Here is a 24,978-nt window from a genome sequence, read left to right on the forward strand (position 1 = left end):
CCGTTAAAGGACCCTTGCCGTTAACCGGCCTGCCGCACCGTGAAGTCGTCGAACAATACATTGACAGGGGCGTTGGTCGCCGAGCCGGACAGATAGGCCAGCAGGCCCACATTGCCCGCTGCCTGCAACGCCGCCACGGTGTTGTCCGTGGTGCTCAGTTGCCAGGTGCCCGGTTCAGCCGTACCCGTGCGCCAGGCCTTGGCCCGCAATGTTGTCGGTGAAGTGCCTGTGACCTGGACCCGCAGCTGCAGTTGCTGCCCGGCGGTGATGCCCAGGCCCGTCACGAACTGGCCCAGCGTGGTTTCGGTGTTGCCGGAAAGCCTGGTCAGCTGGACCGTCACAGCTCCCGTTGCGTCAACCTTGACCTTGCCTCGGTATTCGGAGGTGCCCGCCTTGCGTCCGATGACTCCCATGAACGTGCCGCCGCCGTTACCGATCTTGTCCAGGCTCAGCGTGACTGTGGTGTCCGAAGCGTTGCTGAAGACGCTGCCCAGGTAGGCGGATGTGCCTCGGCTGGCTGCCAGGTTCATCCGTCCGTCGCCGCCGGAGACGGAGTAGAAGGACGTTGTGCCGCCCACGCTCCAGGCCCCGCCGCTGTCGGCTGTCCCCCAGCCCGACCCCAGCGTCCGGCCGAACGCATCGGAGGCCAGCGGAGCGCCCGGATCCGACGCCACCGTGACGGTCTGGCTGGCGGTGTCGGTGGCGCCGTCGTTGTCAGTGACAGTCAGGGTGATGGTGTAGGTCCCGTTCGCCGCGTAGCTGTGCTGGCCGTTCACGCCGGTGTCCGTGCCGCCGTCGCCGAAAGTCCAGCTGTAGCTGTTGATGGTTCCGTCCGGATCGGAGCTGGCGGAGGCATCCGTCGTGACGCTGAGCTGGTTCGCCGAGACCGTGAACGCGGCCGACGGCGGTTGGTTCGCGGTGGCGCTGACCGTCACCTGGCGGGAGGTGCTGCTGCTTGCACCGTCGTTGTCCCGCACTGTGAGGCTGATCGTGTAGGTGCCCGCCACCGCGTACGTATGCTGGGACGTGACTCCGGTGCTGGTGCCGCCGTCGCCCCAACCCCACGTGTAACTGCTGATGGTGCCGTCGGGGTCGGAGGATGCGGAGGCATTCACACTGACGGTCAACAGGCTGGTGCTGGCGGTGAAACTCGCCACCGGCGGCTCATTGGTGGTCCCGGTGATGGTGATGCTCGCGGTGTCACCGGTCACCGTGTTCCCGAAGGGATCCTGGACCCGGATCCGGTAGTTCTGCTGGCCGCCTGCCAGGCCGGAATCGTTGAAGACCAGCGTGGGGCGCTGCCAGAAGGTCGAGAGCTGCGAGACGCTGTAGGCCGGGCTGCCGTTGCGCAGCACGGTATACGTCAGGTTGGAGTTGTCCCGGTCCCAGTTGGCCTGCCACTGCACCCGGACCTGCCCTGCGCCGGGACTGCTGAGCGTCGGTACGAAGGCACTGCCGGAGACGCGGGGACCCTGCCTGTTCGGCGCGATTTCCTTCACGGCGAAGCGCGAAAGGCCTTGTTGCGGGCTTTGGTTGACGTTCTTGAATTCGCCCACCATCACCACGTAGCTGTTGTTGCCCGTGACAGCCCAGGGGCCCTGGCTTTGGCCGCTGGCCGTGCCGGTGTCCATGTCCGGGAACCAGTTCAGCAGGGACGGGGCCGGTTGTCCGGTGAACGAGGGGTAGCCCTGGGTGTCCTTGGTGAGGGTTCCGGTGACCGCGCGGCTGAAGGAGACGGCCCGGTGCCAGGTGCGCGGGGAGGTTTCCGGGAAACCACCGAGGTTCTGGCAATAGTGCGGGTGCCCGGCGACGTAGACGGCGGTGTTGTTCGCAAAGGATCCATAGGAGTCGCCGTGGCAGTCTTCGATCCATTTGATCCTGGCGTCCGACCAGTTGGCGGCGAAGGCGCCCTCGAGGTTGCCGCCGGTGCCGAAGATGTAGCCGGTGCCGTAGAACTGGGTGCCGTCCGTCGAGAGCGAGAGGATGGCCGACTGGTCGCCTGCATCGCGGACCACGTCGTTGGCCTGGATGGCCAGGCTGGCCCCGGTGCTGGAATTGACCATGCCCAGCCCGTAGCCGGGCCGGCTCAATCCGTTCAGCGTGGTGAATGCACCGCCGACTACTACCCGGTCAGCGGTCGGCGACAAGGCCAGCGCGTTCACCCGGCCGTCGTCGGCGCTGGGGTCCCAGGGCAGCAGCGCGCCGTCCGAGGCGTTGACGGCAGCCAAGCGGTTCCGGGACACCGAACCCACGGCGTTGAAGGTTCCGCCGAACCAGACAGTGGAATTGCTGGCAACGATGGCCCGGACGCTGGCAGCGACTTTGGGGGCGAAGGATGGAATGAGGCTTCCGGTGGAAGGGTCGAGGGCCGCGATCCGGAGCCGCTGCACCCCGTTGACGGTGGTGAAGTCACCGCCGACGTAGATCCGCGAACCGTCCGGCGAGGCGGTGATGGAGAGGGCCTGGCCGTTCAGGTTGGGCGCAAAATTCGATTTCAGCAACCCGCTGGCCAGGTCGAACGCCAGGATGTTCCGGCGGGGTACCAATTGCGTTCCGGGTGCCGCACCATAGGGCCTGGCATTGCTGAACTTGCCGGCCACATACACGGTGTTGCCCAGGGTCACAGCCTGCCAGGCGACACCGTCATGCTGGGCTGTCGGCAGGCTGTCCGCGGTCACGGTGACGGGCGTCTTGGGATCGCCGGGATTCACCGGTGCAGAGTCAGCAAGGGCGGGCGCCGCGAGGATCCCGCCGAACAGGGCTGCCAGGCCCAGGCTTGCAATGAGTCTGCGGATGGTCCGCTTCGCCGGGGTCATCAGCGCTTTCCTCCCCTGGTCTACTCCCCCAGGAATGACGTTGGAATGGGCGCTGAGCCGCTCACGGTTCCCTCCGGCAGGATGCCCTGCCGGAGGCTTCATTGCTGTTATTGCCTGTGTGCACCTGTCCCCCTCAGGCTACTCTCACGGGATACGCACGAGGTAGTCGTCGAAGCGGACAATCACGGGTACGTTCGTGGCCGATCCGGAGAGGTAGGCGACAAGCCCGGTGGAACCCGCGGCCTGCAGCGTGGCAGTGGTGTCCGTGGTCGACAGGAGCCACGTTGCGGGTTCAGTGGCACCGTCCCGCCAGGCCTTCGCCCGCAGGGTGGTGGGCCCCGCCCCGGTCACCTGCATCCTGATCTGCACGGCGTCGCCGGCGGCCAGGGTGAGGCCTGCGACGTTCGCCGACACCAAGGTGGTTTCGACGCCGGCCGAGGTCCTGGTCAGGTAGAGGGTGGTGGCACCGTTGGCGGCGATCTTCAGCTTGGCCCGGTAGTCATCCGTTCCCACCCGCCGGCCGGCGATGCTCACGAAGGTGCCGCCGCCGTCGCCGATCTTGTCCAGGGAGGCCTTGACCTGCACATCCGTGTCCGGTGCGCTGACCCCGTTCAGGCTTGCGGAGCGGGAGGCACCCGCGGTCCCGAGCAGCATGGTCCCGACGCCGCCGGCCACACTGTAGTTGGTGGCACCACTGCCGATGGTCCAGGCACCGCCGCTGTCCGCGCTGCCCCAGCCCCCGCTTACCGTCCGGCCGAAGGCGTCAGCGGCCAGCGGCGCCGCGGGCGGCGGGTCGTTCACGGTCACCGGATTCGTCACGGAGTTGGTGGCGCCGTCGTCGTCCGTAACAGTCAGGGTCACCTGGTAGGTGCCAGCCACCGCGTAACTGTGCGACGGCGCCTGGCCGGTACCGGTGCTCGAGTCACCGAAGGTCCACGCATAGCTGGCGATGGTGCCATCGCTGTCCGTGGAACCGCCGGCGTCGAACGCGGCCGTGAGGTTGGTGACCGAGGACGCGAAGGCCGCCACCGGCGGCACGTTCGGCGTCGGGTTGCCGCCGGCGGTGGCGTTCAGCCGGTCGTAGCGCAGCACCACGGGGACATTGGTGGTGGAGCCGGACAGGTAGCTGACCAATCCAACGCCGCCCGGAACTTGCAGGCCGTCCGTGCTGTCGCTCACGGTGAGCTGCCAGGTGGCCGGTTCCGTGGCGGAGGCCCGCCACACCTTGGCACTGACGGCGGTGCCGTTGATGCCCTGGAGCTTGAGCCGGAGAACCAGCGGGTCGTTGGCAGTTACCGTCAGCCCGGCGATGTTGACCGGGCCGGCGATGGTGGTTTCCACGCCGCCCACTACCTTGGTGAGGTACAGCGAGACGGCCCCGGTACTGGCCACTTTGGCCTTGGCCCGGTAGTCGTTGCTGCCCACGTGCCGGCCCAGCAGGGAGGCAAAGTAGCCCCCGCCGTTGGCGACCTTGTCCGCCGAGACTTCCACCCGCGCGTCGAGATCGGCCGTGTTCACCGCGTTCAGCAGCGCGGAGCGGCTCTGGCCGGCCGTGCCGATCGTCATGGCTCCGCTGCCGTTGTTGACCGCGAAGTTGCTGTTCCCGCCGGCAAGGCTCCACGCCCCGCCGGTGTCGGCGTTGCCCCACCCGCCCGTTACTGTCCGGCCGAAGGTGTCAGCGGCGAGGACCGTATCCGCCGGTGGTGCCGTCACGGTGACGGTCTGCGTCACGGCGTTGGTGGCGCCGTCGTCGTCCGTGACGGTCAGGGTCACCTGGTAGCTGCCGCCCGCCGCGTAGGTGTGCGACGGCGTCGAGGTGGTGGCCGTTCCGCCGTCGCCGAAGTCCCAGGCGTACGCGGCGATGCCGCCGTCCGGGTCACTGGATCCGGTGCCGTCGAAGGCGACCGCAAGGTTGGTGGCGCTTGAGGTGAAGGCGGCCACCGGTGGCTGGTTGGGCGGGGGCGCGGTCACCGTCACCGCGTGGATCACGGAGTTGGTGTTGCCCGTGTTGTCCGTGACGGTCAGTTGCACGTTGTACGTGCCACTGGCGGCGTATGTGTGCTGGGCCGTCATGCCGGTGCCGGTTCCGCCGTCGCCGAAGGTCCAGGCGTAGGCACTGATCGGGCCGTTGGCGTCCGAGGAGGTGGTGCCGTCAACGCTCACGCTCAGCCCGTTGGTGCTGGAGGTGAATCGTGCCACGGGCGGAGCCGGCGGGGCGGTGACGGTGCGGCCGGAAGCCACATAGTGTGCCTGCACCCGGGACAGCGGCAGCACGGTCGGGTAGATGGCCACCTCGTCGATCTGGCCGTTCAGGTACCGGCTGGTGGGACGCTGGGTCCAGTTCTGGAGGTTGTCACCGCCGATCCGCCAGTACGCATCGATCGGCCACGCCGTGGTGACGTCCGTCCGGCTGGCCTGGAGCACACCGTCCACGAACAGCTGCATGCCGTTGGTACCGAGCGTAGCCACCACATGGTGCCATTGGTTGTTGTTGTAGCTCGCCGCCGTGTTGATGGTCTGGCGGGTGCCGCCGTTCGGCTGGACGCCGAAGTAGAGGCGGCCTGCATTGGACATGTAGACCACGCGGTCGTAGTCCGCCGACACACCGCTCTGCGAGTTGCCGTAGCCGATGATCTCGCCGCCGCTGCCCGTGTTGGTGCGGAACCAGGCCTCGGTGCTGAAGACGTTCGGCCGCTTGGCCAGTGTGGGGTTGAAGGCCACGCTGGACGTGGTGCCGTTGAAGGCGGCAGCCGTGTCGGACTCACCGATCACTGCTCCGTCGGCGCCGAAGGTGACGCCGGACATGACCCCGAAGTCGTCCTTGCCGGCCAGGTCCACGCCGGTGCTGCCGGACGCCTCGCCGAGCCGCCAGTAATTGGCCGGGTTGTCTGCCAGCACGGATGACGCGTACGTGCTCGACGGCGGCGTGACATCGGTGGCGGTGATGGTCACCGAGTCACTGCGGGCCTCGTTGCCGAAGGGATCCCGTGTGTAGACCCGGTAGCGGTACTCCTGGCCGGGTACCAGCCCGGTGTCCAGGAAGGTCATGCCGGGGCGGTCCCAGAACGTGGAGGGCTGTTGGATGGTGGCGATGACGTTGTTGTCCCGCAGCACCTGGTAGCTCAGGTTCTGGTTGTCCTGGTCCCAGTTGGCCTGCCAGCGCACCCGCACCTGCCCGGCTGCCGGGGTGGACAGCGTCGGGTTGAGGTTGGTGCCGTCCACGCGCGGGCCGCGCAGGTTCGGCGCGAGGCTGCTCCTGGCGTAGCGGGTCAGGCCTTGCTGGGGTTGGTTGTTGACGATGGTGAACTCGCCGGCCATGGTCACGTAATCGGCGTTGCTGGCCATGGTCCAAGGGCCTTGGTCCTGGCCGGTGAAGGAGCCGGCGTCCAGGATCGGGAACCAGTTGAGCAGGGACGGGCGCGGCGTGCCGGCGAAGTTCGTGTAGCCGTGGCTTTCCTGGGTCAGGACTCCGGCGGCTGCCTTGCTGAACGCGAGGCCGCGGTTGAACTGCCAGGGCTGTGCCTGCGGGAAACCGCCGGCGTTGCCGCAGTAGTGGGCGTGCCCGGCGAGGTACAGGGCGTCACCCATCGAGGTGATCGAGTAGGTGTCACCGTGGCAGTCTTCGATCCACTTGGTGGAATTGTCCGACCAGTTCACCGAGAACATGCCTTCCAGCGTGCTGGTGCGGCCGAAGGTGTAGCCGGCACCGTAGACGTTGACGCCATCGGTGGCCAGGGTGGTGATGGAACCGGTGGTGCCGCCGTTGCGGACCACGTTGTTGATCGGGAAGGCCTGGTTCAGCCCGGTGTTGGTGTCCACCCGGCCCAGGCCGTAACCGGGGTTGGAGGAGCCGTTCAGCGTGGTGAAGGCGCCGCCCACCACCATGCTGAGCCCGTCCGGTGCCAGGGCCAGGGCGTTCACCCGGCCGCCGGCGGCAACCGGAGCCCATGGCAGCAGCGTGGCGTTGGCTGCGGTGACGGCAGCGAGCCGGCCACGGCTGACCGAGCCGATCGCGTCGAAGAGGCCGCCGAAGTAGACGGTGTCCGCCGTCGCCACAATGGTGCGGACCGACGCGGAGGGCTTGGGAAGGAAGCTGGTGATGATGGCGCCGTTGGCCGGGTTCAGGGCCACAAGCCGCCACACCGTGGAGCCATTGACGGTGGTGAAGGCGCCGCCGACGTAGAGCCGTGAACCATCAGGTGAAGCGGCGAGCGCCGTGACTTCGCCGTTGGTTGTGGGCGCGAAGGAGTTGATCAGCTCGCCGGTGGTCAGGTTGTAGGCCAGCAGGTTGCTGCGCGCCACACCGGTGCCGGGCGCGGCGCCGGAAGGCCGGGCCTCGGTGAAGTTGCCGCCCACGTACACGGTGTTGCCGATGATCACCTGCGCCCAGGCCACACCGTTGATCTGCGCGGTGGGCAGGCCGTCCGCGGCAACCGTGACCGGTGTGGCGGGGTCGTTCGGGTTGAGGGGCGCAGTGTCGGCCCGGGCGGGAACCGTTCCCAGGACAGTAAGGGAAACCGCCGTCGCAAGGCCCAGTACGGCCGCCATGAGGCGCTTCCGGACGACCATCTGCCCGGGGGTCCGGCCTGACGACCCGGAGGCTCGCTTACTCACCATTTTTCTCTCCGTCCAAGAGATACTTTGTTGGGCCTGTTGCTACCTGGCCTGCTGCCAGGACGTCTATGTCCGCGGTCGAGTACAGCCCCCGGATCCAGTGGTCGTTCCGGTGCTGGCCGACGTTGATTTCGTTCAGCGGCGTGAGCTGGCTGCCGGGAACAATCGGGAAGTGCCGCGGGATCCTGTCCACCTGCCGCACCGGGATGCCTGCACGCAGGGCCACCCAGTGCAGCCAGATGTCATCGGCGCCGGGGCACACGTCCATGAAGAGGGTTCCGCGGTGGCGCAGCTCCCGCAGCATGGCCGGCGGATAGATGACGCCGGACACACCCAGCGCGAAGTTGTTGAAGGCCGGCCTGGTGTCGTGTCGGTGCCCCCACGCCTGGTATTGGGTGATGCTGCCGTTGTTCACCCCGATAGTGCTCACCCAGTGGCCATGGATCATGTCCGGGTGGGCCACGTTCGCGTCCAACAGGACGCGGAGCCAGCTGGCCGGGTAGATGATGTCGTCGTCAGCCGTCACCAAGGGGTAGCCCTCCAGCTCCGGGGCCGAAACGTAGGGGTAGTACTTGGTGTGCGGACCGTAGTTGTTGCTGAGCCGGACCTCGACGCCGCGGCGGCGGAGCCTGCGCAGTCCTGCCGGTTCGGTGTCCATCAGGTGCGCGTCGTTCAGCCAGAGGATCATCCGCCGCGGCCTGATCTCGCCTCGGGCGATCGACTCCAGGGCCACGGCGACTGTGCGGATCCGCGCCCCATAGGTGGTCATGGACACCACGACGTCGGCGGTTCCGGTGGCGCTGCTGCGCACCAGGAGGTTGCGCAGCCGCAGCAGCGCCATGCCCGTGTGCGCGCCGAGGCGCTTGAACGCCTTGCGGACCCGGCGGGCTGCCTTCCGCGCCGGTTCGGGAATCCGGGCCGTCCCATGCTGTTCCGGCCGGGTGATGGTGCCGGTCATTGCGGGGCCTGCCCTTCAAACACTGCGATCGGGGTCAGCGCATCGAGGCTGAAGGAGATCCGGACGTCGGCACGCTGGTCCTTGGGCACGCCGAACACCACGGTGCTCGACGCGCTGGCCCTGGCGGCAACCGTCAGCGGAAACTCCGTGGCTCCCGGGCCACTCAAGGGGCTCGCCGGGGCATTGTCCTTGCCGTACGTGAGAGTGACCAGGGCGGTGCCGAGCTTCAGGGCGGCCGCGGTGCCGTTGGTGACCGTCACTTTGAAGCGCAGGGCGGGCCCTGCGATCTCACCGATGCCCCGGGCTTCGCCGTCCACGGCCTGCAGCTCGGTGATGGTCGCAGTGATTCCGCTCTTGACGGTCTTCTTCTGCGTGAAGGGCACGGCGGGCGCCACAGGCTGGGCGATCGTGGCCAGTTCCTGCTCCGTCCTGTTCTTCCGGTCCACCGGCCCCGGGTCCTTCGCCGGCGCTGCACTCTTCGAGCCGGGGCCGGCGGACGGGGTGGGCGTTCCCGACGGCGGTGCTGCCGCCGTCGCGGTACCGCCCGGAGCCGGGATTCCGCCAAGGGTTGGGCTCCCGGTGCCGTCGGGGACGGTTGCCGCTGAGGGCGCACCGCCGGTGGGTCCCGGCTGGTTGGCAGCCCAGACGACAACGACGGCACCGGGAAGTGCAAGGGCGGCCACCAAAAGGGCCGCGCGGAGCCGTGGCCCGGCACGCCGGGCGGTTCCGCCTCCGGACGCAGGCCCGGAAGGTGTGGTGTTCTGCATCATTGACCCCCAGGATCTGATGGAGTTTCCGGGACGGTCTCCCGGAGGTGCTTTCCACGCGGCGCGTCGGGGAGCACGGAAAGCTCCCGGAACCATTTGACGGACGCCAAGACCAGGAACGCCGCCGTCGCCGCAACTATCACGGTGTACACAGTCATGAACACCGGCACTGCCCCGTAGAGCACAAAGACCCAGCACAGCAGTCCGTAGTCCATGGGCACGACCATGACGGAACGCACCCAGGAGGGCCGGCGGGAATCGTCGGCCGATGATTCGACACCGCGTTGCCGGCGCAGTTGTTCCGTGAGGATCATGCTGAAGAACAGGACCGCACAGATCACTGCCGCGGAGAGCGGCACCAACAGCACAGGGAGCGGAACGGCATCGAAGCGGTACAGGCCCACCACCAGGGCGAGCGGAAGCAGGGACGTCTTGATCGAGTCCACGATGTGGTCAAGCCACTCCCCCGCCGGGGATCCGCTCCGCGTCAGTCGGGCAAGCTGCCCGTCCGCGGAATCCAGGGCGTAGCCGGTGGCAAGGAGCAGTGCCACCGCCACGCCGAGCCACAAGGACGGCGGGAACAGGATGAGCAGCGCGATTCCGGCGAAGGTGAACAGGGCGCTGATCCCGGTGACGGCGTTCGGCGTGAGGCCGGCCGCATACGCCATGGCCGCGAAGTAGCGGCCCACCCGGCGGTTCACGTAGCGGGAATAGGCCGGCGCACTGCGCGCGGCCTTCTTCTGCGCTCCGCCCAAGCGGACGAGCGCACTGCGGAAGGCCGGGAAGTTCCCGACGCCGGAGGCCGCCTTTACGCTCACCGCACCACCCTCGCTGTTCCGTGATTAGCCCTTGCCTGCTTTGCCCTTGCGCGTTGTGCAGTTGCCGGTTCCGCAGTGGTCGGTTCCGCCGTTGCAGGCTTGAGGTCCGCCCGCCGGTGGGCGGTGCGTCCGGTGCGTTTCGCGGCCAGATCGAGGCACAGCTGCTCGTAGCCGTCCGCCACTGTGTCCCAGTCGTAGCGGCGGGCGAAGGCCCGGGCGAGCTCGCCCCTTTCGGCGAGCCCCTCGCCGCTTTCGGCCTCCTCGGCGAGCGCGGCCACGTCGTCCGGGCTGCTGAAGTAGCGCCCGGCGGTGGAAAGCACCTCGCGGTTGAACCCGACGTCGTAGGCGTTGGTGGCCGTGCCCGATCCGATGGCGCGCAGCAGCGAAGGGTTGGTTCCGCCCACCGAGTGCCCGTGCCAGTAGATCCGTGCATTGGCGTAAAGCTGGTCCAGGAGATCCTGGTCCCACACTCCGCCGACGAAGCGGACACGTTCATCTCCCAGGGCGTGGACCGTGCGGGTGTACTCGTCCGAATACGGGGCCGAACCGACCACCACCAGCGGCGTCCGCGCGGCGCTGCGGACATAGCCGTCCACGATCACGTGCACATGGTTTTCCGGTTCGAAGCGAGCCACCACCAGGTGGTAGCCCTGCGGCTCCAGGCCGAGCCCGGCCAGCTTCGCGGACTCTCCGCCGGACTGGATCGGGGCCCCGTACGCGAGGTACACGGTGTCGGCGTCGAACTTTTCCCGGTAGTAGTCCTGGATGCCGATCGCATCGGCGATCAGCAGGTCCGAGCAGCGGACGGCGAGCGCCTCCATCCGAAGGTAGTACTTCTGTCCGGCCGGACCCCACTTGGCGCGCTTCCACTCCAGGCCGTCCACGTGGGTGGCCACCGGGATGCCGGCGGCACGGAGCAGGGGCAGGAAGGGCGCGTTGGCGGCGTTGAAGACGATCGCGGCATCGCTGCGGCGCCGCAACTGCCCGGCGAGCAGGTGCGTGACCGAAAGCGCGGTGTGGCTGGGGGTTTCCAGTGCCCGTTTGCGCAGCGCCGGCAGGAAGACCAGCTTCATGCCCAGATACTCACGCGGGTCCTCTTCCGGGCTGCCGTTGCTGTGCCGGCAATACACGGTGACGTCGTGGCCGCGGGCAGCGAGCCGCCGGCCGATCTCCTCGATAGCCGTCTCGAAACCGCCGTACCGGGCCGGAACCCCGCGGGTTCCGAGCATCGCGATCCGCAGTCCACTCATGGCCTGCTCCAAGCGGTGCGACGCTCGGGCTGCTCCCCGATCAATTCCAGGGCAGCCCGCAGCGCCGAGCTGGAGGTGTGCACGGTGTAAGGGAAGTACACGACTTCGACGCCGACCTTCGCGAATGCTTCTTCGAGCCGCAGCCCCTCCGGAGTGCCTTTCCAGTCGTCGCCCTTGAAGAAGAGGTTGAAGTGCAGCTGTTCCCAGACCTGCAGCTTGTCCGGCACGGTCTCGGCGAAGGCCATGTCCACGTACCCGATGTTCCGGACGATTTCGATCCGCTCCGCCAGCGGGACCACCGCGGCGCGGCCGCGCACCAGTTCCAGCATCTCGTCGGAAACAACGCCGGCAATCAGGTAGTCGCAGCGGCTCTTGGCGTGCTTGAGGATGTTCAAGTGGCCCACGTGGAACAAGTCGAAGGCGCCGGGCGCGTATCCGATTCTGAGACCCATGATGCAAACACCCCTTCCGGTGCGCGGCGGTTCCGCTAGTAGGCGCCAACAGGCTTCAGGACCACCTTGGCCGTGCGCCAAAGGATCATGATGTCGCCGGTCAGCGACCAGTTTTCGACGTAGTAGAGATCGAGGCGTACGGATTCATCCCAGTCCAGGTTCGACCGCCCATTGACCTGCCAGAGCCCCGTGATGCCCGGCTTGATCAGCAGCCGGCGGCGGGCGTGGGTTTCATAGTCGTCCACTTCGCACGGCAGGGGCGGCCTCGGCCCCACCAGGCTCATGTCGCCGCGCAGCACGTTCCAGAGCTGCGGAAGTTCGTCCAGCGAGTATTTCCGCAGCCAGCGCCCGGCACGGGTCACCCGGGGATCATCCTTGATCTTGAACAGCGGTCCGGCACCTTCGTTCAGTTCGGCCAAGGCGGCCAGCTCCTGTTCGGCGGAGACCACCATGGAGCGGAACTTGTACATCATGAAGCGTTCGCTGTTCCGGCCGACCCTTTCCTGCTTGAAGAACACCGGGCCGGCGCTGTCCAGCGCGATGACCAGGGCGAGCACGGCGAACAGCGGCAGCAGGAGCAGCAGCGCCGTCCCGGCCACCACGATGTCCACGGCCCGCTTGAGCACGTGCTTGCCGCCCGTGAACTGGGGAAGCTCCACGTGCATGAGCGGAAGGCCTTCGACGGGACGCCAGTGGATCCTGGGCCCGGCAACGTTGGTCAGGTTCGAGGCCAGGGCCAGGCCGGCGTCGGTGCATTCAAGGGTCCAGGCAAGCTCCCGGATGGCTGTCGGTCCGCCCGGCAGCGTTCCCGCCACCACCACGGAGTTCACTCCGGCGCGCTGGGCGGTTTCGGCGACCTCCTCGGCGTCGAGCCCGCACATCACGGGGATGTTCCTGCCGGGCAGCCGCAGCCCGTTGCCGGCCTCCGCTGCCGGAAGGGCCGCGCCCACCACCTCATAGGCGGCCCCGGAGACCTTGCCGAACTGCCGGATGACGTATTCGACATCGCCGCGTTCGCCGACGACCAGCACTTTGGAAAGGTAGTGCCCGAAGTGCCGCTGCCGGCTCAGCCACGCGCGCCATTGCCAGCGGCTGAGCAGCAGGAGGAAGGCACCGGAAGGCATGGCGACTGCGAAGTAACTGCGCACCACGTCCACGTTCAGCACGATCATCACGATCGCCATCCCGCCGAAGACACGCATGGTGGCATCGAGCACCCGCTTGTATTCGTCCGAGCCGATGCCCAGGACCGTGTCGTCACGGGTGTGGTAGACCTCCAGTGCCAGCACCCAGACCACGAAGATCACGCAGCTGACGATCAGGTAGGAAGCGCTCGGGGTCGGGCCCAGTGCATCGGCCGGTTCAAACCGCAGTGTGTAGGCGGCCACCACCGTGAGCAGCACGATCGCGATGTCCGTGATGCGTAGAAACCGGCGGTACCGCTTGGCCCAGGGCGTCCCCGAATCCACGGACGACGCGGGCGCAAGGAGCGCAGGATCCCATGCCGTCCGACGGGTAAGGGGCCCATTCAGGGACGCAGCGCCACCCTGCCGCCAGTACGCGGAGTGGTTTAGGGTGCGGGCGTGGAAGTCATCGATCGCGCTCATGCCGAGACCAGGTTCAGGGAGCCGGCGGCGGCTGGGGGTAGAGCCTTGGTCTCAGAAGACTCTAACGCCGCCGGCTCCGTCCTTGGAGCGCCGTCAAACCCAGGTGAGCGGCGCCAGTGAAAACCGGAAGTAAGCGATGGACCGGACATCCGGCCGGACACTCCGGCCGGCTGCCCCCCATCGCCAGTGCACCGCAGGCTCCGGTGCATAACCCCTGGAAGCGCCCACGCGTCCAGCGCGGTGGTCAACGACACATGGTCGTCGAGTCGGGCTGGTAGTTGGCGCATCATGAGACCCTTTGTGGCTGTTTTCCAGTGGCTGGAATCAGTCAACCTTCTGGCGCTGCGCCGCACATCCGTAGCCACTACTCGACTTCGAAGCGGCTGCGGCCCATGGACCCCGGCTCAGGTACTCATTTCACAGGGCATTGGAAGGAGCATTACTTGCCTGTACTCGCTTCATTTAATACATTCGCTTGAATAAATACCTGAGAACCCGGCCGGTACTCGGTTTGGGGGTTTCCGGGAATTGAGTAGCCGGCACCGGAGGTGCTTTCGGGACCGTTCCCGGGCGGAATCGGAATCCACGGAATCCGAGCGGGCGGAATCAGAGTGCCAGCGGGCCAAGCTCCTCGCGGCTCCGGATGCCGAGCTTGGCATAACTGCGGTACAAGTGACCTTCGACGGTGCGCACCGACACCATCAGTTTGTCGGCGATCTGGCGGTCGCTCAGTCCCGAGGCGGCCAGGGCGATGATGTCGCGCTCGCGCCGCGTCAGCTGCACTGTCCGCGCGGTGGGTGTCTCCGGAGCCGGGGCGCTCCGTTTCTCCCCGAGTGCGTGATCGCACGCTTCCTTGCCGGCCGCCGCCTGCCGTGCCGCCGCCCTGTCCCCGTTGCCTTCGGCCAAAGAGAGTGCCAGTGAATAGCAGTCACGCGCCAAGCGCATCTGCCCGAGCGCCCGGAGGTAATCCCCGGAGGACAGCACGGTCCGGGTGTCCCTGCTGCCGCGCGCCGTGGCGAAGCGTGTCCAGGCCGAGGCCCAGGCCCCGCTCATGGTGCCGCCGTGTTCAACGGTCCGCTGCGCCGCCGCTGCACTGCCAAGTTCCAGCCACAGCGACAGTGCCTGGAGTTCGACGCCGGCCGGGAGCCTGCCGAACTCGCCCACCACCAGGTTCTGGAGGCTTTGGATGCCCGATCCGTCCCGATCCAATGCCTCCTTCGCGGCTGCGGCGAAGACCGGCGCCAGCAAGGCATCAGGACCGCTGGCGCGGGGCCCCTGCTCGCCGAACCCTTCGAGCAGGGCGCGTGCGCTGCCCGTCTCGCCTGCCCGGACCCCGGCGTACGCCGCCATCGCCGTTGCGGGGGTCAGCAGTTGCTGCGGATCGTTCAGGCGCAGCATCTCGACGGCGGGACGGAGCACCTTGAACGCCTCGCCGTGGTGCCCCTGGCGCAGCCGGGAGAGCCCACGGAAGTATTGGATGGTGCCGCCGAACGTCATCAGCCCGGCACCGGAATCCGTCTCGTACCCCGCCAGGTGCTCCTCCGCGCCCGCCCAGTCGCCGGCGTCGAGGGCCGCAGCCACCTTCCGGTACAGCACGAACTCTGTATAGAAGAACGGGTCCTCCGGGTCCAAGTCAACGTATGCGGCCGCTTGCTGGGCAACGCCCTGCGCCTGCACTGGGTCCCCGTTGGCGCGCAGGAGGTCCGCGCGGAGGGCGAGGAGGAAGGCCCGGGCCGGTCCGCCGTCGTCGGTGAGTGCTGCGGCGGTTTCCGGGGCGTCAAGCAAGCGCGCCAACTCCTCGAAATTCCCCGACAAGTCAAGGCACAAGAGCTTCGCCATCAATTCCCCGGCCTCGCGCTCCCGCGAGGCGAGGCCCAACGGCCTGCCGCTTCCGTTCCCGGTGGCCGATTCCAGGAACTGCTCCAACAAGGAGTGCAGCAGGGCGGCGCCCCCGGTCCACTTCCGTTTCGTGCCCTTGCCGTTCTCGGCGGCGCGGGGGCCTTCCGACAGGGCACGGGACGCTTCGGCGTAGGCTTTGCTGGCCTCGGCGTAGCGGCCCGCGTTGAAATGCGCCCTGGCGGCGGCCAGTTGGGCGTGGGCCTTGGCCGGACCCTCCGCCAGCATCATGGCCAGGGAAATTGCCGCATCGTTCTGGAAGGTCCGGGCCGCATGCACCGAGGCCCGGAGCAGTTGCCGCTCCGGAACCTTCACGCCTGATTCCAAGGACCAGGTCACCCGGCGGAGCAAAGCCGCGTCCGAGGACTGGTTTTGCTCGAGGCGCCAGGCCAGCTGCTGGTGGAGCTGCAGGCTCCGGGATGCCGAGATCATGCTGCGGATCGCCTCGGCGTAGATGGGATGGCGGAGCCGCAGCATGTCTCCGCCGCCGGAAGCCTCCAGGAGCTGGTTCTCCACGAGGTTCTGCAGCAGGTCCACGCCGAAGTCCTCTTCGAGGGCTTCCATGCTGACCGGCTCGGCCAGGGCGATCATGGTGAGGGCATCCCGTTCCTGCGGGGTCCTGCGCAGCAGCTGGTTCCGCACGAAACCCGTCAGGGCGGCGCCGTCGGTTGCCAGCGCCCCGTTCAGGATCCAGACGCCGTTGCGCTTGGCCAAGGTCCCGGCGGTGCGTGCGTCCTCCACCAGGCAGGTGAGCAGGAGGGGGTTGCCCTCGGAGGCCGCCCAGAGGAACTGGACCGTGCTGGCCAGGACGGGTGCGCCGAGCAGGTTTTCGCAGATTTCGCCGACGTCGTCCCGGCCCAGGTGCCCGAGGTCGATGCGTTCGGCGAGGCTGTCGTACCAAAGCTGCATCATCGGCGCGGGCAAGCCAGGACGGGGACGTGCCGAAGCCACCACTTTGGCCCAGTTCGCGGTGATGAGGTCCACGATCACATTCGCGGTTGCCTCGTCCAGCTCATGGGCGTCGTCCACCAGCAGGAGCAGCGGCTGTTTGCGGTCTTCGCGGAGGCGCTCGAACTGGGCCCAGAACGCGCGCAGGATGGCGATGTGGGAACTGGTGGGGTCCTCGGGAAGATCCACCAGGTAGGGCGCCAGGACGCCGTAGGGAACATTCGCGAGGGACGGGCTTCCATGCACCCGCATGACGATGAATTCTTCGGACAACGCGGCGGCGATGGCTTCCGCGAGGGTGGACTTTCCTGCTCCGGCTTCCGCCACAAGGAGCACTGCGGCGGATCCGCCGCGCAGGGCCTGCGTCGCCAGGTCAAGCTCGTGGTCCCTGCCCACGAGGGGCCGGGTCCGTACCGGGTTGACGTCGGCGAGTCCTCCGGGGACTTCGCTGCTCCTACTAAATGAGGCCAAGCAGATCACGTCGCGAGGACACACTCAGCTTGGCGAAAACCTGGTACAGATGGCCTTCAACGGTACGCACAGAAACACCGATGTCCTTGGCGATGTCCCTGTTGGAGACACCGTGTCCTGCCATCCGGGCTATCTGTCGTTCGCGTTCTGTGAGCAGCGGCGTGTTGCCGTGCGGTACGACCGGCAGTTCAACCAGCAGCTGGGAAAGCCTGTCCAGCCGGGCCTGTGCCTGACGCAGTGTCGTGTGGTCCGAAATCGATCTGGAGTAATCGAGGGCGAGGGCCACGCAGCGGGCTTCCATCGCATCCAGCTCCAGGCTCGCCGCGAGGTCCGCGGCTTCCATCATGATCCGCGGGCTTTCTGCCAGGGAGCCCTTGGCCATCAGGGCCGAAAGCCGGGCAAGGGATCCTTGCCTGTGCCCGGCGATCTCCTCCATCAGCCGGAAATCCTCGTCCCGCCCGTTCACTGTGGCACCAACAACGTTCAGCCCCGCGGTGGTGTAGCGGCCGTGGGCGAGGTCTTCCCGGGCTGCGGCGATGAGCCGTTCCCGGGCTTCGGGCTCCCCCAGCCAGCGGCGGGCCATGTCGGAACAGAACTCCCGCGCCCGGTTCGACAGGAACGCTCCCGAGCCGGCGGCGTCGTTCTCCATGGCGAGGTAGCTGTAGGCGTTCGACGAGTCGCCGATCTGGGCGTAGGCGAAGGCGGTGGCGGCGTAGGCAAGCTGGAGCAACCCCATGACAGAGCGGTGTTCGAGCTGTGCGACCGCGGGAAGGAGGAAGTCCAGTGCCTTGGCCCCGCGTCCGGCGAAGAGGTTGGCCAGGCCGACGGCGAGCTCCAGGACCGCCCCGCGGTACTGCAGTTCCGAGGGCGACGCCGAAGAGCCGGAGTCCAGCATGCGCAGGCAACTGCGCCACTGGCCGGCCTGCAGGTTCGCGCAGAAGGCACTCAGGCGGAAGTAGTCCCGCAGGCCGTGCGTCGCCGGCAGCGACTCCATCCTCTGGTTGACGAATTCGGCCAGCCGCAGAGCGTCCAGTTCCCGCCCCGTTACGGAGTAGGCCTCGATCAGGATCACGCCGCAGGCCAGGCTGTGCTCCAGGTGGGCGGGATCCTGGTCCGCGGAAGCGGCCTCGAGTGCCTCGATGATCTCCGTGTAGTTTCCGAGGTACGCGGCGTGCGCGAACCCTTCCAGGTCGAGCCGCCGTTCGGCCGCAGCGAGTTCCTCCTGGACCGACGGGGCATCCGACGCGCGTTCACGAAGCGAGGCGAGCCGTTCCCGGCCTTCGCGGATGATGCCCATGGCCTCCTCCGCCCGGCCGGCGGCCCAGCGCATGGCATTTCCGCGGGCGGCGAAGTACATGGCCACTTGGCGGGCCGGCAAGGCGTCGAGCTGTTCCGGGGTCACGTCTTCGACTTCGGCAAGCGCCTTGCCGTAGTCGGCCATCAGGATCAGGGCCTCGGCTTTCCGGCATTGCCCGGCGACCCACTCGGGGTCGCTGCGCTGGATTCCGCCTGCGCATTCCAGCGCGAAGAGAGGATCGAAACGGCGGACCGCGGCACCCGCTGCCACCAGCGCGTGGGCCGGGCTGAGGGGCACCTGCGCGTCCCGGGACAGGGCCGCGTAGCTGAGGATTTCCTGTTCGGACATGCCCGCCGCATCGGGTTCCTGGCCGTCCAGCAGGGTCGCCCGCAGTTGCCTGCGGCGGGGCACCGTCAACCAGGACCTCACAATGTCGGCAACGTATAGCTGCCGCAGCGAGGTCCAGCGTTCCGGCGAGTCATCCACGGTGAGCAGGCCGGAGTCCTCCATGTCCGCCAGGGTCTTCGCGTCATAGACCGCCGCGAGCCGGCCAAGGGGAACCCGCCTCGCGCATGCGAGCATCTCAACGATTTCCCGCGCTTCCGGGCTTTCCTTGGTCCACCGCGCCCGGACCACCTCTTCGAGGCCGTGGGCGCTTTCCATCACAAGGTCGCCGCGCAGGGTCCAGACCGAGTTCAGCAGGACCAGGTTTCCGGCGGCACGCTGCTCGGCGACGAGGGACTCGAGCAGGAGTGGATTGCCCCCGGAGGCGGTATGGAGCCGGCTGACGAGGGCGGCCGTCATCCGGTGTCCGAGCATCTTGCTGAGGACCTCGGCGGTCTGGTCGTGGCCCAGGGTTTCGAGCTGTACCTCGGCGAGCCTGCCTTCCTGCAGGAACCAGTGGAAGTCCACGGGCAGGTCGCTGGCCTGCTGGGCGATGGCGATGATCCGGGCGGCGCCCGTCAGCAGGATGTTCATGAGTACGCCTGTACTCATTTCATCGGTGCCGCCCGGGTTGTCCAGGACCAGGACGACGTCCCGCCCGGCCGCGTCCTCGCGGATGAGAGAGGTGATGCCCTGCAGGATCCCGGTGGGCGACGACAAGTACTTCTGCGGCAGCCTGGCCAGCATGAAGCTGAAACAGCTATACGGAGCGCCTTCCCCCGTCGAGGCGCTCCGCAAGTGGATGACGTAGGGGTCGTTGTCCAGCGACGAAACGACCAGCCGGCCCATGGAACTCTTGCCCACGCCTTGGGCGCCGGTGATCACCACACCAAGTACCTCGGGACGGCCTAGCGCCTCCCGAACGCGCGCCATTTCGCGCCCCCGCGCGGCGACGGACCACTGCATGTGGCTGCCCGCCCCGGCATCTGTCTTGCCAGGTTCGAATGCGATCGAAGCATCGCCCCAGCGCTGCGTCTCCCTCGACATTTGTCTGTCCTCAATGTCCGGCGGCGAGGGGGCCGAACGGTGCCCGGACGCCACTTAACGAGTAGCGTACTACCTCCTTTTCCAAGTAAGTAGAGTCTGAACCAAGGCACCGACAGAACAGGTAGAGCGAGTAGTCCGGGTTCCGGAACTCACCCCTTGGCGGGATGGAATTTCTGCTGGGCGGCCAGCAGGCCGGCGGACACGAGCATCTCGACGGCGTCCGCGGCCTCGTCCAGGAGGAACGGCAGCTCCTTCTTCTCGGCCGTCGCGAAATCGCGCAGCACGAAGTCGGCGGTATCCATCCTGCCGGGCGGCCGGCCGACCCCCACCCTGACGCGGAAATAGTCCTTCGTGGCGAGAGCCTTGGACATGTCCCGCAGCCCGTTGTGGCCGCCCTCCCCGCCGCCGATCTTCAGCTTGACGGTGTTGAAGGGGATGTCGATTTCGTCGTGGACCGCGATGACGTGGTCCGGCTCGATGCCGAAGAACTTCGAAAGGGCCGACACCGGCCCGCCGGAGACGTTCATGTAGCACATCGGCTTGGCCAGGACGAGCTTGGGGCCGCCTATGCCGAGCCTGCCCTCCAGCACCTGGGCCCGTGCCTTGTGCGCCTTGAAGCTGCCGCCGATCCGGGAGGCAAGCTCGTCGAGGACCATCTGGCCGACGTTGTGCCGGTTGTTGCTGTATTGGGCGCCGGGGTTGCCAAGGCCGATGACCAACCAGGTTTCTGTCATGGACTCATCCTAGGAATCGAGGGGTGAAAGGAAAAAAGAAGTGGCCGGGACCCGTGCGGGTTCCGGCCACTTCCAAGGCATTCCTGCCCCGGCTCCGCGTTTTCGGGAGCCGGCAATGATTACTCGGCTGCGGGAGCGGCTTCCTCAGCAGCTTCCTCAGCCTGAGCAGCGGCTTCGGAGAGGTTGACGATCAGGGTCTCCGGGTCGCTGAGCAGGGCAGAACCCTTCGGCAGTTCGAGGTCGGAAGCGTGGACGTGGGCGCCCGCTTCGCGGCCTTCGATGCTGACCTCAACGGCGGTGGGCAGGTGAGTGGCCTCGGCCTCGAGGGAAACCGTGGTGGCTTCCTGGTTGACGACAACACCGGAAGCGGGTTCGCCGGTGACGTGCACTGCAACGTCAACGGTGACCTTTTCGCCCTTCTGGACGGTCAGGAGGTCGATGTGCTCGATGATCTGCTTGATCGGGTCGCGCTGGATGTCCTTGACGATGGCGAGGTGCTCTTCGCCGTTGATGTCCAGGGACAGCAGGGCGTTGGCGACGCGGACGGCCAGGGTGGTGGCGCGGCCCGGCAGGTTGATGTGCAGCGGCTCGGCACCGTGGCCGTAGATGACGGCGGGGATCTGGCCGGCTGCGCGGGCGCGGCGGGCGTAGCCCTTGCCGAATTCGGTGCGCAGCTCTGCTGCAAGCTTCTGCTCAGACATAAGAGGCTCCTCTTGTGTGGTGGCCGACGGCGCGTGGCCGGGCCGGATGGGCGGCGGGACTCGTCCGGCCACCCGGCGGCCGTAAGGCCGGCTTGGGAGCCCAGGACCCAGTCGATAACGGGACCGCAGCACGCAGTCCCCTCGCCAAGGTGACGTTCCATCCTAGCAGACGGGCCGACGTCGGGCTTAAACGGGACAGCCCGAAGGTACAGTTGAGGCCCCGAAATCCGAAACGGGGCCCCAACTGTACGTTCGCGCTGGAAAACGGCCGGGGATCAGGCCTTGCCGTCGAACAGGCTGGTGACCGAGCCGTCGTCGAACACTTCGCGGATGGCGCGGGCGATCAGCGGAGCGATCGAGAGCACCGTCAACTGCGGGAAGCGCTTCCCGGCCGGGATCGGCAGGGTGTTGGTGACCACCACTTCGCGGGCGCCGGAGTCGGCCAGGCGCTGGGCGGCGGGATCGGAGAACACGGCGTGGGTGCAGGCAATGATGACGTCCTTCGCGCCGGCATTCTTCAGCACCTGCACGGCGCCGGAGATGGTTCCGCCGGTGTCGATCATGTCGTCGATCAGCACGCAGGTGCGGCCTTCGATCTGCCCGACGACGGTCTTGGACACTGCCTGGTTGGGCACGGTGAGGTCACGCATCTTGTGCACGAAGGCCAGCGGGGCGCCACCCAGGCGCTCGGCCCACTGCTCGGCGACGCGGACGCGGCCAGTGTCCGGGGACACCACCGTGATGTTGTCGGCCTCGACCTTGGTACGGATGTAGTCGGCCAGCAGCGGGATGGCCATGAGATGGTCCACGGGGCCGTCGAAGAAGCCCTGGATCTGGGAGGTGTGCAGGTCGACCGACATGATGCGGTCGGCGCCGGCGGTCTTGTAGAGGTCGGCCACGAGGCGGGCGGAGATCGGCTCGCGGCCGCGGCCCTTCTTGTCCTGGCGGGAGTAGGGGTAGAACGGAGAGACCACAGTGATCCGCTTGGCCGAGGCACGCTTGAGCGAGTCGATCATGATCAGCTGTTCCATCAGCCAGTTGTTCAGCGGTGCCGGGTGAGCCTGGATCACGAAGGCGTCGGTGCCGCGCACGCTCTCGGCGGAGCGGACGTAGATCTCACCGTTGGCAAAGTCGTAGGCATCGATCGGCAGGAGCTCGGTTTCGAGCTCCTTGGCGATTTCCTGCGCGAGCTCGGGGTGCGCCCGCCCGGCGGCAAGGACCAGTTTCTTCTCACCGTGTGCCGTAATTTCGCTCATGCCTGTTTGCCCTCTTCTGTGGTTGCCGGAGTACTTGAGGAGTCTGGGGTGCCTGCGTCCTGCGCCAGGCGGGCGGCAGCGAGCCGGGCGGAGTTGCTGCCGGGGCGGTTGGCGATGACCCAGCCTTCGGCGTTCCGCTGCCCTGCCGCGTTGACAGCCAGGGCCCCTGCGGGGACGTCCTTGCGGATCACGGTGCCGGCGCCGCTGTAGGCGCCGTCACCGACGCTCACCGGGGCCACGAAGACCGTGTTGGAACCGGTGCGGACCCCGGAGCCGATCACGGTGCGGTGCTTCTTCTCGCCGTCGTAGTTGGCGGTGATATTGCCGCAGCCGATGTTGGTGTCTTCGCCGATTTCGGCATCGCCGGCGTAGCCGAGGTGCGAGAGCTTGGAGCCGCGGCCGATGGTCACGTTCTTGGTTTCGTAGAAAGCGCCGATCTTGCCCGTTTCCCCCAGGACCGTGCCGGGGCGCAGGTAAGTGAACGGGCCGACGCTTGCCTTGGCCCCGATCGTGGAGCCCGAGCCGTGGGTGCGGGTCACCTTGGCGCCCTCGCCCACCTGCACATCGGTGAGGGTCGTGTCCGGGCCGACGACGGCGTCGCGCGCCACCGTGGTGCTGCCGTGCAGCTGGGTGTTCGGCAGTAGGCGGACGTCCTCGTCGAGGGTGACGGTGGAATCTATCCAGGTGGTGGCCGGGTCGATGACAGTGACGCCGGCGCGCATCCAGCCCTCGACGATGCGGCGGTTGTGTTCGGCGCCGAGCGCGGCCAGCTGCACGCGGTCGTTGGCGCCTTCAACCTGCCAGCGGTCGTCGGTGACGACGGCCGCAACGTGGCCGCCGTCGCGGCGGGCGATGGCCAGGACGTCCGTAAGGTACTTCTCGCCCTGGGCGTTGTCGGTGGTGACGTGCTCCAACGCGTCGCGCAGCACGGCGGCGTCGAAGGCGTAGATTCCGGAGTTGATCTCGCGGATGGCCCGTTCGGCGTTGCTGGCGTCCTTGTGTTCGCGGATGCCCAGCACCGAACCGTCCTCGGCGCGCAGGATGCGGCCGTAGCCGGTGGCGTCTTCCAGGACCGTGGTCAGCACGGTCACGGCGTTGCCTCCGGCCTCGTGCGCCGCGACCAGCTCGGCCAGGAGGCCGGAGCTGAGCAAGGGGACGTCGCCGTAGGTCACCACGACGGTGCCTTCCACGGTGCCCTCCTTGTCCAGGGCTTCGAGGCCCTGTTCCACGGCGCGGCCGGTGCCGGGGACTTCATCCTGGTCCACCACGAGGGCGTCGGCGGCGATCTCTGCCAGGTGCGCGGCCACGAGGTCGCGCTGGTGCCGGACCAGCACGGCAAGGCGTTCGGGGTTGATGCCCCGGGCGGCGTCGAGGGCATGTCCCACCATGGATTTTCCACCGATGGGATGGAGGATCTTGGGTGTACGCGATTTCATGCGCGTGCCCGCACCAGCGGCCAGGACGATTACAGCGGCAGGGCCAGTTGCGGCGGGGCTCACTAAGTCGCTCTCCTTGTTCGGTTTCCACCGGGGTGGACCCGGCTCCGGCGTCTGCTCAATCCTACTCTGGCTCCGGAGCCGCACTCCGCCGATGCGGCGGTGCAACCTTCGGAAAACAGTACGGGCAGATCACCGACGAGTTCCGCCCATAGGATTCGAACCTATACTCCACGGCTCCAAAGGCCGGGGTGCTGCCGTTACACCAGAGCGGACCGTGCGCGCTGGCCGGCAGGCCGGGGCCTGCGGTTCCCGGACTGACCGGGTGGCGCACACAGGTATCAAGTCTGCCATGACCGTTTGCTTCCGCGCGACTTCGCTCCGCAGTTGACCGGCCCTATCCCGGCAAACCGCCCGGACCCGGGTGCCATGGAGTCCGGCCTGCTTGCCATGAGGCATGATGGTTGGGTGAGCAAGAGCACAGGTTTTTCCCGGGAGGACGGCGGAACAGCGGCCACCGTGCAGGCCCCCGCAGGCCGCCCCATCCGTTCCCGGATGACGGGTCCGCAGCGCCGCTCACAACTGATCGACGTCGGCCGGGGCCTTTTCGCCGCCCGCGGCCTGGACGGCACTACCATCGAGGAAGTCGCGGCAGCGGCGGGTGTCTCCAAGCCGGTCATCTACGAACATTTCGGCTCCAAGGAAGGCCTCTACACGAAGGTCGTGGAGAGCGAATTCCGGATCCTGCTCGACTCCATCAACGACTCCCTCGCGGTCGAGGCCAAACCCCGCGTCCTGGTCGAACGCGCGGCACTGGCCCTCCTCGGCTACATCGAGGACCGCACCGACGGCTTCCGGATCCTCATGCGCGACGCCCCGCCGTCCCAACCCGAAGGCGCCTTCTCCACCCTGCTCTCCCATGTCACCGCCCGCGTGGAGCACATCCTCTCGGACGAGTTCTCCCGCCGCGGCTTCAGTTCCGCAGACGGCGCCATGTACGCCCAGATGCTGGTAGGCATGGTGGCGATGACGGGCCAGTGGTGGCTGGACAGCCGCACCCCGGACAAACGCGCCGTCGCCGCCCACCTCGTGAACCTCGCCTGGAACGGCCTCACCGGCCTCCAAAAGGACCCGGAACTCCGCGACGACGCGTAGCGTCCCCGCCTTCGTTGTGGTCACCTTGGGTGGCGGAGACGGCCCTTCCGCGTCGCTTAGACACGTCACAAAGGGAAAGGGAGCGCGCCGGTCGCTGGGCGACCTCTGCGCTCCGATGTGCCGCGATGCGCTCCTTTCGGAAGAACCGCCGTCCGCCATGTCGCTCACCCAAGTACCTACTGACCTCAGCAGAAACGCAAGATCCGGCAAGCAGGCGGCGGGCCTCCGCAGAGGAGCGCATCGCGATGCATCGGGTGCCGGAGGTCGCCCCGCGACCGCAGGTGCCCTTTTGCATCGTGTCTAAGCGACTGTGAGGATTTCCGTGGCTGGTCTGGGACTGGCTGGCAGAGTGGGTCCTGGCCGTTCCACCC

The 24,978-nt window shown here is 67.5% G+C and carries 15 protein-coding genes and 1 tRNA gene; 1 reads left to right on the plus strand and 15 read right to left on the minus strand.

The genetic code is table 11. The features are described 5' to 3' along the window. Positions 1-20: 20 nt before the first annotated feature. The 15 genes from DWV11_RS16955 to DWV11_RS17025 form a co-directional block, all read right to left on the minus strand. Positions 21-2,816 carry a PKD domain-containing protein gene (locus DWV11_RS16955; RefSeq protein WP_115790096.1) on the minus strand — a complete coding sequence of 932 codons (2,796 nt, stop codon included), beginning with the start codon at positions 2,814-2,816 and terminating at the stop codon, positions 21-23. A gap of 144 nt (positions 2,817-2,960) precedes the next feature. Then, positions 2,961-7,433 carry a PKD domain-containing protein gene (locus DWV11_RS16960; protein ID WP_245953747.1) on the minus strand — a complete coding sequence of 1,491 codons (4,473 nt, stop codon included), beginning with the start codon at positions 7,431-7,433 and terminating at the stop codon, positions 2,961-2,963. Next, positions 7,423-8,388 carry a hypothetical protein gene (locus DWV11_RS16965; protein WP_115790098.1) on the minus strand — a complete coding sequence of 322 codons (966 nt, stop codon included), beginning with the start codon at positions 8,386-8,388 and terminating at the stop codon, positions 7,423-7,425. Before DWV11_RS16965 ends, DWV11_RS16960 begins: the two co-directional genes overlap by 11 nt. Continuing rightward, positions 8,385-9,155: a hypothetical protein gene (locus DWV11_RS16970; RefSeq protein ID WP_136017936.1), complete on the minus strand. Its 771-nt coding sequence runs from the start codon at positions 9,153-9,155 to the stop codon at positions 8,385-8,387. Before DWV11_RS16970 ends, DWV11_RS16965 begins: the two co-directional genes overlap by 4 nt. Continuing rightward, a complete protein-coding gene (locus DWV11_RS16975) occupies positions 9,155-9,973 on the minus strand; it encodes a CDP-alcohol phosphatidyltransferase family protein (protein WP_115790100.1) in 819 nt (272 codons plus the stop codon). The genes DWV11_RS16970 and DWV11_RS16975 overlap by 1 nt, the downstream gene beginning before the upstream one ends. Further along, positions 9,970-11,223, minus strand: a complete 1,254-nt coding sequence (locus tag DWV11_RS16980) for a DUF1972 domain-containing protein (RefSeq protein ID WP_210725780.1) — start codon at positions 11,221-11,223, stop codon at positions 9,970-9,972. The genes DWV11_RS16975 and DWV11_RS16980 overlap by 4 nt, the downstream gene beginning before the upstream one ends. Continuing rightward, positions 11,220-11,675, minus strand: coding sequence for an FAD synthase family protein (locus tag DWV11_RS16985; protein ID WP_115790101.1), 456 nt, complete (start codon positions 11,673-11,675; stop codon positions 11,220-11,222). Before DWV11_RS16985 ends, DWV11_RS16980 begins: the two co-directional genes overlap by 4 nt. Positions 11,676-11,710: 35 nt before the next feature. Next, the gene (locus DWV11_RS16990) at positions 11,711-13,282 is read right to left on the minus strand and encodes a sugar transferase (RefSeq protein ID WP_115790102.1); all 1,572 of its coding nucleotides are present in this window, start codon (positions 13,280-13,282) and stop codon (positions 11,711-11,713) included. A gap of 606 nt (positions 13,283-13,888) precedes the next feature. Continuing rightward, positions 13,889-16,606 carry a helix-turn-helix transcriptional regulator gene (locus DWV11_RS16995; protein WP_168404746.1) on the minus strand — a complete coding sequence of 906 codons (2,718 nt, stop codon included), beginning with the start codon at positions 16,604-16,606 and terminating at the stop codon, positions 13,889-13,891. Beyond that, complete coding sequence (locus DWV11_RS17000; RefSeq protein WP_115790104.1) at positions 16,584-19,325, minus strand: helix-turn-helix transcriptional regulator; 2,742 nt, start codon at positions 19,323-19,325, stop codon at positions 16,584-16,586. Before DWV11_RS17000 ends, DWV11_RS16995 begins: the two co-directional genes overlap by 23 nt. Before the next feature lie 149 nt (positions 19,326-19,474). After that, positions 19,475-20,059: an aminoacyl-tRNA hydrolase gene (pth, locus tag DWV11_RS17005; RefSeq protein ID WP_115790105.1), complete on the minus strand. Its 585-nt coding sequence runs from the start codon at positions 20,057-20,059 to the stop codon at positions 19,475-19,477. A gap of 119 nt (positions 20,060-20,178) precedes the next feature. Then, a complete protein-coding gene (locus DWV11_RS17010) occupies positions 20,179-20,760 on the minus strand; it encodes a 50S ribosomal protein L25/general stress protein Ctc (protein WP_115790106.1) in 582 nt (193 codons plus the stop codon). Positions 20,761-21,035: 275 nt separating this feature from the next. Next, a complete protein-coding gene (locus DWV11_RS17015; RefSeq protein ID WP_115790107.1) occupies positions 21,036-22,016 on the minus strand; it encodes a ribose-phosphate diphosphokinase in 981 nt (326 codons plus the stop codon). After that, the gene (gene glmU, locus DWV11_RS17020; protein ID WP_115790108.1) at positions 22,013-23,515 is read right to left on the minus strand and encodes a bifunctional UDP-N-acetylglucosamine diphosphorylase/glucosamine-1-phosphate N-acetyltransferase GlmU; all 1,503 of its coding nucleotides are present in this window, start codon (positions 23,513-23,515) and stop codon (positions 22,013-22,015) included. Before glmU ends, DWV11_RS17015 begins: the two co-directional genes overlap by 4 nt. 140 nt (positions 23,516-23,655) lie before the next feature. Beyond that, positions 23,656-23,727 (minus strand) — tRNA-Gln (locus DWV11_RS17025). A gap of 280 nt (positions 23,728-24,007) precedes the next feature. On the opposite strand from DWV11_RS17025, the gene DWV11_RS17030 reads away from it, so the two are divergent. Further along, positions 24,008-24,607 carry a TetR/AcrR family transcriptional regulator gene (locus DWV11_RS17030; protein WP_115790113.1) on the plus strand — a complete coding sequence of 200 codons (600 nt, stop codon included), beginning with the start codon at positions 24,008-24,010 and terminating at the stop codon, positions 24,605-24,607. Positions 24,608-24,978: the final 371 nt, after the last annotated feature.

Source organism: Arthrobacter silvisoli (assembly GCF_003369445.1).
Classification (GTDB): domain Bacteria; phylum Actinomycetota; class Actinomycetes; order Actinomycetales; family Micrococcaceae; genus Arthrobacter; species Arthrobacter silvisoli.